Raw genomic sequence first — 11,213 nt, forward strand, 5'->3', positions numbered from 1 at the left:
AGAGAATCTTACGTTATTCAGGGTTCTCATTCAATATGAATAACGCTAGATTATGATTATAAATCAATGCCTTGAACGCTTGTTCACAAGCAAGAGCTTGAAGAAACTTTAAATGGCATTGGTGGGATAATGAAACGCTTTGGTTCACAGCAAACTAGTGAAAAGTGGTGATCATTTTGCAACACGATAAAAACATTCCTATTTTATATGTTATAAGGCGTTATTTTTAGGATACCACCGGAGACTATCATGATATTTACATCATTTGAATTAGAAAATTTTAAAGGAATAGGAGAGCCTCTAAAAATAGATTTCTCAGGAGGAGATAGAAGTTTTCCTTTTATTTTGGTGGGAAATAATGAATCAGGAAAAACAACAACTTTGCAAGGTATTCATCTCTTGTCACAGCTATGTTTAGGGAAACAATTAACAGTCGAAGATTTTGCTTCTATACGTCCTAAAACAGCTTTTTTTGATGAAGATATTGTTTTATCTACCACAATTTTATTGGATGAAACAGAGATTGAAAAATTAGCTAAGATTAAAACACTTAAAAAAATCAAAGATGATTTACTTGAAAAAAAACAGACACTCCATTTATCTTTTGTATATTCATTCGCTAATAGTATTTGCACAGAAAAATATATAAAGATCAACGGTAAGAATTGTGGAGATGAAACAGCAACAGCTCTTTTAAATTACCTAAAGGACCACATTCCTGAAATCGTCTATTATGATGATTTTATGTTTGATGTACCTGATAAGATTAGATTTTTAAAAAGTGAAGCTCCATATTGCTATAAAGAATTAAAAGAAGATAGTTCGCTAAGCGATAAAAAGAATCTTTTATGGCATGATATTTTTAATGATTTATTGGTTGGCAGTCGTAAAAAACGCTCTAGTAAAGAACCAAAACTTGATATTAGCTTTCAACGTGATATCGTTGATTGTAATGATAAAGATGCCGTCGATCAACGTCTATCTTCTATAAATGATTATCTTAACACTGTTGTTACCAAAGATTGGGAAGACATTACGGGAGGAAAAACTGTATTTGATAGATTTAGCATAGAAAAAGCGATAGAATCTCATTCTTACTTTGTAGATTTTTGTTTAAAGGTCAAAGCCAAGGACCGTACTTTTTCTTTACATGAAAGAAGCAAAGGATGTCGTTGGTTCTTTTGTTTTAAAGTACTTACAGATATCCGTACCAATAGGAGCAAAAATGGAATAATTTTCTTATTGGATGAACCAGCGAGCAATCTACATATCCACCCCCAAGAAAAAATATTACAATCCTTACAGAAATTATCATCTTTTGACAAGAATAGCGTGATTTATTCTACTCATTCTCCTTATTTGATTGAAGATACTCATGTAGATAATTTGTTTATTGTCCGCAATGAAGCATCTGATTGTGATGATCCTAAAATTCTATGTAGTAAAATTTCTCAACTAGACAAAAGAAGTGACGAATGGCTGAGATCCATTGAACCTGTTTTACAGAAAATTACAATGAATCAAGTTAAGGGACTTGGTAAAAACTGGAAAGAAAGAATTCTAAAAATTGGTAATGCTACTAAAGAAGTAGGTACCATTGCTGATTCTTTTCAAAAAGTTATTAATTTACTGCAGAATGTTTTGTGATCAGTCATTATCAAGAATCAGTCATCTAAAACATAATTTTATATGTTAAAAAACAACAATATCCTTTTGAAATAATTGAAAAAATATGCAAATCATGCTAGGATTTTGTATGTATTAAAATACAAGTTTAAGGTAAAAAAACATGCTAAATAAAGTGATGTTAATCGGGCGTTTAGGTGCTGATCCCGAAAGCAAAACAATGAATTCTGGAGCAGAAATAGTCAATTTTAGTATAGCAACTTCTGAAAGCTATACGGATAAAAATACTCATCAAAAAGTAGAGAAAACGGAATGGCACTCCATTGTGGTTTTCAATCCACATTTGGCAAAAATTGCACTTCAATATCTCAACAAAGGTTCAAAGGTTTACGTAGAAGGCAAATTACAGACACGCAAATGGCAAGATAAAAATGGGCATGACCGTTACACAACAGAGATTATTTTACCACAATTCAAAGGCGAGTTGTATTTGCTTGATGTAAAGAAAGATCAATCTGCCCCTTCATCTATTACTTCTCAAAATTATGCTATCGCTTCAGGTGCCGCTGATCATAGTGCATCTCTTAATGACAGCATACCATTTTGATTGATAAAATATAACAAAGAGAAACATGTGGGCTCCCACAGATTAGGGGATGTATGAAGAAGAAAGATGCTTACATTTCACAAGTGAAAGTACGTCAAGATCCTGTTAATCAATTGGCAATTGAAATGCGTGCTAAACGCTTTGGTTTGACTATTGAAGAGGCTAAAAATCCGCTTGCTGGTACTTATGTTGGGCGGCTGTGTTTGCAAGGCATGCTTACTCAAGACCAGTATGATGCTGCGCAAAAATATCTTGAAGTGAAAAATGACTATTTGTGTGCAAAAGGTTTACCAAGCGCTGTTTATGACGAAATACCATCATCTTCTGATGACAAAGCAAGAGAAAAATGGGTTGAATTTGCAACAGAACAGTTTTCTAATATGCAAGAGGCGATAAAAGAAACACAACATCTCTATAGACAGTATAATCTTTATGCAGCAATACAATATATTGTTGTCGAAGACCAAACATTACCACATCTTGTGAATTCATTGCGGGTCGCTCTTAACGCGCTTCATAAATATTTTGACAGAAAAACTAAATGGTAAATGTTGTATGTTGTTTCTTTCGCTATGACGCGAAACGTTTTTCTGTACAATTCGTTGTATTTGTATTACAGTGAATACAAATATGAGGATTGTGTTATGACGATATCTATTCGATTGCCAAGTGATCTCGAAACACGTTTGAATAATTTAGCTGCTAAGACAGGACGTACAAAGTCTTTTTATTTACGCGAGATTATTGAACATGGAATAGAGGAAGCAGAGGATTATTATTTAGCTTCACAAGTAAGAGAGCGCGTTCGAAGGGGAGAGGGTACTTTTTATAGCTCTGAAGAGGTGAGGAAAGAGCTTGGCTTGGACGATTAGGTGTTAGAAAACTGAAGCAAAGTCTGGACAAATATTTTTCACAAAAGCGCATAATCGTATTGGTTTATAACAAATATTCTACCAAATGCTCGTAGGATTTGTTGTAATGAAAATCTTTATTTTCGAAAATTGTCTCCTGCTTTTCGATATGAAATTGTTTGTATTCTTCCTTTATAGCTTTTTTCAGTGCATTCACCTTTTCTTCACCGAAGATAATTTGTAGTTTCTCTCTTGAATTTATTATATTTACGAGCATATCCCAATAGATAAATCTATTATAGCATTTTTTACTTGCTGATTTAATTTGTTCTATTGTTCCTAATTTATAAGTTTTCTCAAATGTTGGAATATTTTCAGAAATGTATAGATTATAATTATCTTTTTCATTTATGAGTTCTTTATCTTTCTCTTTACACTCATTTACCTTCCATTTTACCTCTTCGGTATAACGGTCTTCATCTAAAGAAATATATCCTTCTGTAACAGTTTCAAGAAGACGCTTATAATGAATAAAAATTTCTCTTGCTATTCTATAGTCATCCGAAATGTCATACAACAATGTCAGTAAATATTTTTTTATCCCTACTAGGCATTCATACTTAGGAGGCAAATGCCATGATTTCAGTATTTCTTCTATCTCTTCGTATTCTGTATTTTTAGACATTTCATCCCAGTAGATGTCAAGCGATTTATCATTTTTATAAAACCCATGTAACGCTTGTTTTTCGTACTCGGCTATGATCATATCATCAACCACATATAACCACCAATGCAACAAAAACATTGTAGGTTTATGACATGTTTTTTCTGTAAGGGGATCTACGATTTTTTCAACAACTATCCCGTTTTTTTTCATGAGTCGCATTGTTTTTAGATAGCTTTTCTTAAAAGCTATGTGTTTCTTGAATACATTGATTTTTTCGCAATGCTCAGCAGAAGGTTCTGTTTCCAAAGCTTTCTTATAGAGAAACGGTATTTCTTTATATCCTTGAGTACAGATCTCTTTTATGATGGGATGGTGATGTTCATAATCTTCACCTATCATTATGGGATCTTTTATTCTTAGTATATCCTTTTCCCACTGTTTAATTTCTTTATTCCATTGCCTAATCCATTTTTGCGATATTTTTCGAGTTTTTTTTAAAAGACTTTTATCCCATTTCGTAATTTGTTCTTTGTATATTTCTATTTCTCGATTTTTCTGTTCCTGAAGTAACTCGAATTGTTCTTCATAGTCATTTATTCTTAAATAGCTCCTAAAAGACAGTAAAGTTGCTATTATTAGTAATATGTTCACTGAGAATTCAAAATATAAAAACACATCGATTATTATGATTAATAAAATCGTATTTTCGAATCCTACATTCCAACCTTTCTCTCCTACCTTCGAAATGTGGTAGATCATATTTGCTGCTATTAATATTCCTCCTATGACTATAATTATTTCCATTATTCCCCCCACTTTTTGCTAATCAATAATTTAGTGCTTCCGTATAATTGATTCGTTTAGAGGATACAATTGTGAGTTATTGGGTGCTAAAGATACTAGATTTAGGTGAAAAAAATAAAAAATACACAATATAGTGATTTTTTTTGTTGACAGGATATGAAAAATAGTGTTTTATGGCATTGCTGTACTAGTCGAATTGTGTCTAGAATTACGGTAAAGGTATAACCTTTCTTATAAGTTTATATGATTGTTCAGAGCCCTGCTTTTGCGGGGTTTTTTATTGTCTTGTTTACAAAAAGAAACACACATGAAAACCACTGAAAAACTTGCAAAAAGAACGCCCCCAAAGGCAGGTCAAGGGCGGGTAAAAGGTGTGCCAAATAAAACGACACGTATTTTGAAAGAAGCAGTGCTTAAGGCAGCAGAGCGCGCTGGTAAGAGATATGGTGATGATGGTTTGATCTCTTATCTTGAAAAACAGGCAATCAAATGCCCCGCTGCTTATTTGGCATTGTTGGGGAAGATTTTGCCTCTTCAAGTGACAGGGGAAGATGGGGGAGTCATTAAGATGATAACGCGTGTGGAAATCGCGCCTTTAGTTCATGACAACACGACAGATTAATATTGTTCCAAAGCTTATACCGATTTTTACAGATAAGGCTTTGGTGCGTGCGGCTTGGGGAGGGAGAGGATCTGGGAAGACAAGATCATTTGCCTTGATGGCTGCTTTAAAAGGCTATCAATTTGGTAGGAGAGGGATATCAGGCACTATACTTTGTGCACGTCAGTTTCAAAACTCGCTAGCAGAAAGTTCATTGGAGGAGATTAAACGCGCCATTGAAGCGCATGACTTTTTAAAGGACTATTACAAGGTTGGGGAGTCGTCGATTAAATCGATAGATGGTCGTATAGCCTTTCAGTTTTCTGGTCTGGACCGGAATATTGCAAGTATCAAGTCTATGGGGCGTATTTTGCTTTGTTGGGTTGATGAGGCAGAGCCCGTTACAGAGACGGCTTGGCAGACGCTTATACCGACTTTGCGTGAAGAAGGAGAGGGATGGCGGGCAGAGTTATGGGTGACATGGAACCCGTTGCGAGAGAATGCCCCCGTTGAGAAGCGGTTTCGCTTTTCAGACAATGAGGCAATCAAACGTGTTGAGATCAACTGGTCAGACAATCCGAAGTTTCCCAAGATCTTGAATGAAGCACGACTTGATGATCTGAGAAACCGCCCCGAGACCTATAAGCATATCTGGGAAGGGGATTATCTGAAAGCGGTTCAAGGCGCTTATTATCAAAAGGAAATGTTGGCAGCCGAGCAGGAGGGGCGGATAGGGCGTGTTGCTCGTGACCCCTTGATGCAAATACGTGCTTTTTGGGACATTGGGGGTACGGGCGCCAAGGCAGATGCAACAGCGATATGGATAGCGCAATTTGTTGGTAGAGAGATCAGAGTGCTTAATTATTACGAAGCACAGGGGCAGCCTTTATCGGAGCATATCGGTTGGTTGCGTCAAAACGGTTATGAGAAGGCGTTGATGGTTCTCCCCCATGACGGTGCGACGAGAGACCGTGTGCACAATGTGAGTTTTGAGAGTGCTTTAAATGATGCGGGTTTTGAAACGCAAGTGATCCCTAATCAAGGGGCAGGGGCGGTTAAGATGCGTATAGAGGCGGTGCGTCGTATTTTGCCGTCTGTTTGGTTTAATGAAGAGATGACGGTAGCAGGGCGCAAAGCACTGAATTGGTATCATGAGAAATGGGATGAGAAGCGCGGCATTGGTTTGGGTGCAGAGCATGATTGGTCGAGCCATGGGGCGGATGCCTTTGGTTTAATGTGCATTGTCTATGAAGCCCCCCATGTCAAACCCAAGCAAGAGCGTTATTGCACTATGGAAAGAGAAGCGGCATCATGGATGGCATTCTAGATCAAGACTTTCAAAAAACGACAATCCTTGATGAATATGAACTCTATAAGCGTTTAAAGTCTTGGTACGCAGAAGATGTTGAACGTGTCAATGAATGGCGTGAACAGGCGCGTGAAGATTTTGATTTTTATAATGGTCGTCAATGGGCAGAGGAAGATCTTGCGGTTTTAAAAGAGCAACGCCGTCCTGTCATGACTTTTAACCGCATTGCACCCCTTGTGAATGCTATTGTTGGGGCGGAGCGTAATAATAAGCGCGAAGTACAGTTTCAACCACGGCAAATGGGAGCAGCAATACCCAATGAATTGCTTACTGGAGCAGCAGAATGGTTTCGTGATGAGGCGGAGGCGGAATATGCCGATTCCGATGCTTTTCAGGATATGGTTATTTGCGGTATGGGCTGGACAGATACGCGGCTTGATTATGATACAGATCCCGAAGGGATACCTGCTGTTCAACGTTTAGATCCCTTAAAAATGGTTTGGGATGCTAATGCTGTAAGACCAAATCTCATTGACGCACAGCGTATGTGGTATGTTGATCGCAAATCCGTTGAGGATGCTAAAAGTCTTTTTCCTGATGTTGCTGTTGAAGATCTTAACGCCGATTGGGCTATCGATAGTACAACCGCTTCTGAGGATTCTCATGTGTCGCTTGATGCGTATCAAGATGACTCCAATGCGACTTCTCTCTCAGATCCGTATTCTGGGAAACGCTATGTTACGCTGGTTGAATGCCGTTGGTTTGAATATGAGACCACTTACAAGGCGCCTGATCTTCAAACCGGCCAGATGCGCAACTATAGCAAACAGGAGTTTGAACAGCTTCAAAGGGTAATGCCACAATTACAAGGGGTGTGTTTTAATAAAAAAGTGGTGAGACGCGCTTTTCTGGGACGACGTCTTTTAGCAAAGCCCGATAAGCCATTAGCACCTGATGGGCAACTTGGGTGGGAGTGTATCACGGGCACGCTGGATAAGCTTAAAAACCAGTTTTACGGGATTGTTCGCCCCGCAAAAGATCCACAAAAATGGTCGAATAAATATTTTAGCCAAGTGATGTATATCCTTAATAGCCAGTCTAAGGGCGGCTTGATGGCAGAACGAGGCGCTTTCGATGATGATCGCCAAGCCATGGAAAGCTGGGCGCGAACGGATACGATTACTTGGGTTAAAAATGGCGCGCTTACAGGAGGGAAAATTCAACCAAAGCCAAGTGCACAATTTCCCAATGGATTTTTCCAGCTGTTTAATGAATCGCGTGAAGCGATAACGCATGTAACAGGGTTATCGGCTGAGTTTATCGGAACACGGGAGGTCAACCAAGCCAATGTGCTGGAAAATACACGCCGGCAATCAACGCTTAATTTGCTTGCGGGGCTGTTTGATAATCTCAAGCTTTATCGGTGTAGGCAGGGAAAGATTATCCTTTATCTTATCCAGAATTATCTCTCTGATGGGCGTCTGGTACGTATTTCTGGACAAGAGAATGCCCAATATGTGCCGTTGACGCGTGAAGCTGTTACGACGCTTGAGTATGACATTATTGTTGATGATTCACCGACAAGCCCCAATGAAAAAGAGAAAACTTTTGCGACAATTACGCAGATGTTGCCATTGCTTGGTGGGTTCTTAACACCGGAGATGATTCCAGATCTTTTAAAGCTTTCCCCACTACCGGCAACATTGGTAGCAAATTTAACGGCAAAAGCACAGCAGGCACAACAAGAACAACAGCAGATGATGCAACAAAGCCAAGGGGCGCAATTAACTCCAGAGCAACAAGCAAAGATTGCTGTTTTACAGCAAGAAGCGCAAGCAAAGAGCACACTCTATCAACTTGATGCGCAGCAGAAACAAGCGGCATTGCAGCAGAAAAATATCGAACTTTTCTTGAAACAAGAACAAGCGCGCATGCAGCTCGAACTTCAACAGGCAAAAAATGAGATAGCGCAGCGTGATTTAGAACGCAAAGCTTTACAGACACAGTTGGAACACTATCGAGTTTTGACAAAAAATATAATAGCACATTGAAGGGACAGAATATGGAAGAAGAGTTTACGCCTGAAGAACAAGCAATCTATGATGAACATTTTGCCAGTGATAATGCTGTTGAGTTGGTCGAGCCAGAACAAGTTGAGGAAGTTTTTGATGCAGAGGAAAGTTCTGAACAGCCAGCTGTAGAACCACTTCAAGAGCAGCCAAATTCTGATGTAATAGAATCTGATAAACTAGAGCAAGAGCGGCAAGCACGACAAAAGGCAGAACAAAGCGCCATTGAAGCGCGTGAATTGGCTATTGAACTTGCGCAAAAATATGCCGCAATGCAGGAAGAAATTACGCGCCGCCGTGAGGAAAATATTCCCTCCCTAGAAGACGACCCAAAAGCACATTTTGCATGGCTTAGTCATAAGGTACAAGAACAACAGAAATTGCTTGATGAGTTTTCTCATATGAGAGAGAGCCAAGAGCGCATGAGTCAAGAGGAATATGAACGCCAAAAGTTGGGGGATTATTTCGAGGAAGCTAAAGCGCAAGTACAAGATAAATATCCAGATTTAGACAGTATCACGGACTATCTCTATGAAAGAGCAGACAGTGTCTTACAAGCGCAAGCAAGCCTTTATCCACAATGGAAAGACCCAGAGGCACGGCAACAACAAATTGGTGCTGAATTGCGCCAAATATGCCAGCAGTGTCAGAAAGCCGGTATAAATCCAATTGAGGTGCTGGTGCAAAAAGCAAAAGCTTTTGGCTATAGTGGCGCGCCCGTTAAGGACGAAGTAGGAGCTCTTCAAGAGCGTTCTCAAGCAGCGCGAACACTTACAGCGCGCAGCGGGCAAGTTCCAACAGGCGGTATGGATGTGAGAACGCTCTTTTCCATGCCGGAAGCCGAATTTGCTGTATGGGTTGAGAAAAATCCCGAAAAATTTGAACAAATTATGAGCAGAGCGTGAGATGTGCGTGGTGACGCAACAGAGAGAACCAAGTGATTGTTATCGTTTGGGGGTGCCGCAAGGCGAGTTTTAAAACCAAGAAAGGCATTGATTGAAATGGCAGTAACACAGGTAAATCTTAATGACCCATTAGCCGTTGGCGTTTGGGCTAAGATGCTAAACACAGAAACTTCAAAAGCGTTGCCCATTGCACCGCTGATGGGAAAAGGAAAAAACAGCATTATTCAAGTATTGGATATGCTAGGAAAATCCGCTGGTGACTCTGTGACGAGCGGATTAAGAGTCCAACTTATGGGGGATGGCGTTAGCGAGGGACAAACGCTGGAAGGCAATGAAGAAGCACTCCAATTTATGAATGAAACGGTGCGTATTAACGAGCTTTCTCATGCTGTACGCGTAAAATATGAAGGCACCATTGATCAACAACGTGTTTTATTTAATTTACGAACAGAAGCAAAAGATGGGCTTGTTGATTGGTATGCAGATCGCTTAAGTTTGATGTTCTTCATTCAGGCAGCAGGTTATACAGCACCATGGATTCACTTCGAGGGACGCACCATAACCCTTAAACCCGTACACTATGGTTTTAATGCTCCATTAGAGCCAAGCAAATTGCGTATTATTCGTGCCAATAAGAAAAAGACTGATGAAGAACTTACAAAAGACGATGTTTTTACATTAGATCTTATAGATCAGGCTGTTGAACGCGCAAAACTTGCTAATCCACGTTTGCGTCCGGTTCGTGTTGATGGAAAATCGGCATATGTGATGTATCTCCACCCAACACAGGTAACTCAATTGCGTACCAATACAAAGAGCGGGCAATGGTTAGACATTACCAAGGCAGCTTATGATGGCTCTGGAGCTAAGAACCCAATTTTTGATGGCTCTCTGGGGATGTATAATGGAGTTATCTTACGTGAAGCTGAACATGTCCCCAATGGTATCAATTCAAAGACACAAGAGCCTGTTCTCTCTGTTCGTCGTGCTGTGTTGCTTGGTGCGCAAAGTGTTATCATGGCTTATGGGCGCGTTGGCAATGGAGCAACAGGAGGCGATGGGAAAGGGGGAACACGCTATAAACTTGTTGAAGAACTGTTTGATTATCAACGTGAATTTGGGGTTGCAGCTAAAACCATTATCGGCATGAAAAAGTCACGCTATACCTTGCCGCATTCTGATCAAGGGGGACAAGACTTTGGTACGATTGTTATCCCTTCTTTTGCCGAAGCAAGCTAATTATTAAAGGATGACAATTATGGCAGAAAAATCGCTAATTACACAGGAACCTGTTGAGACCGTTGAGACTGTTGAAACCGTTGGCATAATAGATGAGGGATTGCCACCTGTTTTGCAAGGACGCAACAACTCTACGCAGCAGGTTAGTTTTTTACGGGCGCGTATTAAATGTACAGATCAAGGGTTGATAACAAAAATTGGCGTTCTACCCCGAGGGGCTTTTATAAAAAGTATTACAGCTTATACCATGGAGGATTTTGAAGATGTAACAGCTACATTTGGAAAAGAGCCTCATGGTAATGATTATGGAGATGTAGGGCTTCGGCAATCTACCGATGGCAATTTGTACCTTCCTATGGAGGAACGAGATGTTCCATTAGAAGCTGAAAGTACGATTTACATGACACGAGACAAGAAAAGCACCAAAGGTGATGCTGAGGTGATTGTTGAGTTTTACACTAATCGTTAAAGGCAAGGGGGCGTTTATTGCTTGCGTCCCCCTCCTATACAAGATGCCCCAATACATTTGGAAGAG

General features: G+C 39.6%; 11 protein-coding genes. 10 read left to right on the forward strand and 1 reads right to left on the reverse strand.

Annotation, left to right across the window (positions count from 1 at the left end; all coding sequences use genetic code 11):
- Positions 1-249: 249 nt before the first annotated feature.
- The 4 genes from ACFIMI_RS08065 to ACFIMI_RS08080 all read left to right on the forward strand — a co-directional run bounded on the left by ACFIMI_RS08065 (position 250) and on the right by ACFIMI_RS08080 (position 3,105).
- The gene (locus ACFIMI_RS08065; RefSeq protein WP_375692435.1) at positions 250-1,647 is read left to right on the forward strand and encodes an AAA family ATPase; all 1,398 of its coding nucleotides are present in this window, start codon (positions 250-252) and stop codon (positions 1,645-1,647) included.
- Positions 1,648-1,789: 142 nt separating this feature from the next.
- The gene (ssb, locus tag ACFIMI_RS08070; protein WP_375692436.1) at positions 1,790-2,233 is read left to right on the forward strand and encodes a single-stranded DNA-binding protein; all 444 of its coding nucleotides are present in this window, start codon (positions 1,790-1,792) and stop codon (positions 2,231-2,233) included.
- Positions 2,234-2,286: 53 nt separating this feature from the next.
- Positions 2,287-2,781, forward strand: a complete 495-nt coding sequence (locus ACFIMI_RS08075) for a hypothetical protein (protein WP_375674618.1) — start codon at positions 2,287-2,289, stop codon at positions 2,779-2,781.
- A gap of 96 nt (positions 2,782-2,877) precedes the next feature.
- Positions 2,878-3,105, forward strand: a complete 228-nt coding sequence (locus ACFIMI_RS08080; RefSeq protein WP_375633767.1) for a DUF6290 family protein — start codon at positions 2,878-2,880, stop codon at positions 3,103-3,105.
- A 64-nt stretch (positions 3,106-3,169) separates the two neighbouring features.
- Here ACFIMI_RS08080 and ACFIMI_RS08085 read toward each other — a convergent pair whose 3' ends face one another.
- Entirely contained in the window at positions 3,170-4,555 is a 1,386-nt protein-coding gene (locus ACFIMI_RS08085; protein WP_375634976.1) for a hypothetical protein, read from the reverse strand.
- A 307-nt stretch (positions 4,556-4,862) separates the two neighbouring features.
- Between ACFIMI_RS08085 and ACFIMI_RS08090 the strand changes: the two genes are divergently transcribed.
- The 6 genes from ACFIMI_RS08090 (at position 4,863) to ACFIMI_RS08115 (ending at position 11,147) form a co-directional block, all read left to right on the forward strand.
- The gene (locus tag ACFIMI_RS08090; RefSeq protein WP_375613682.1) at positions 4,863-5,177 is read left to right on the forward strand and encodes a hypothetical protein; all 315 of its coding nucleotides are present in this window, start codon (positions 4,863-4,865) and stop codon (positions 5,175-5,177) included.
- On the forward strand, positions 5,158-6,483 hold the full coding sequence (locus ACFIMI_RS08095) for a PBSX family phage terminase large subunit (protein ID WP_375685251.1): 1,326 nt from the start codon (positions 5,158-5,160) through the stop codon (positions 6,481-6,483). Before ACFIMI_RS08090 ends, ACFIMI_RS08095 begins: the two co-directional genes overlap by 20 nt.
- On the forward strand, positions 6,468-8,516 hold the full coding sequence (locus ACFIMI_RS08100; protein WP_375692437.1) for a portal protein: 2,049 nt from the start codon (positions 6,468-6,470) through the stop codon (positions 8,514-8,516). The genes ACFIMI_RS08095 and ACFIMI_RS08100 overlap by 16 nt, the downstream gene beginning before the upstream one ends.
- Before the next feature lie 11 nt (positions 8,517-8,527).
- The gene (locus ACFIMI_RS08105; protein ID WP_375682544.1) at positions 8,528-9,439 is read left to right on the forward strand and encodes a hypothetical protein; all 912 of its coding nucleotides are present in this window, start codon (positions 8,528-8,530) and stop codon (positions 9,437-9,439) included.
- Positions 9,440-9,535: 96 nt separating this feature from the next.
- Positions 9,536-10,678, forward strand: a complete 1,143-nt coding sequence (locus ACFIMI_RS08110; protein WP_375692438.1) for a N4-gp56 family major capsid protein — start codon at positions 9,536-9,538, stop codon at positions 10,676-10,678.
- Positions 10,679-10,697: 19 nt separating this feature from the next.
- Positions 10,698-11,147 carry a hypothetical protein gene (locus ACFIMI_RS08115; protein ID WP_375612493.1) on the forward strand — a complete coding sequence of 150 codons (450 nt, stop codon included), beginning with the start codon at positions 10,698-10,700 and terminating at the stop codon, positions 11,145-11,147.
- The last annotated feature ends 66 nt before the right edge of the window (positions 11,148-11,213 follow it).

This window comes from Bartonella sp. AP4SXKL (assembly GCF_042195845.1).
Lineage (GTDB): Bacteria > Pseudomonadota > Alphaproteobacteria > Rhizobiales > Rhizobiaceae > Bartonella.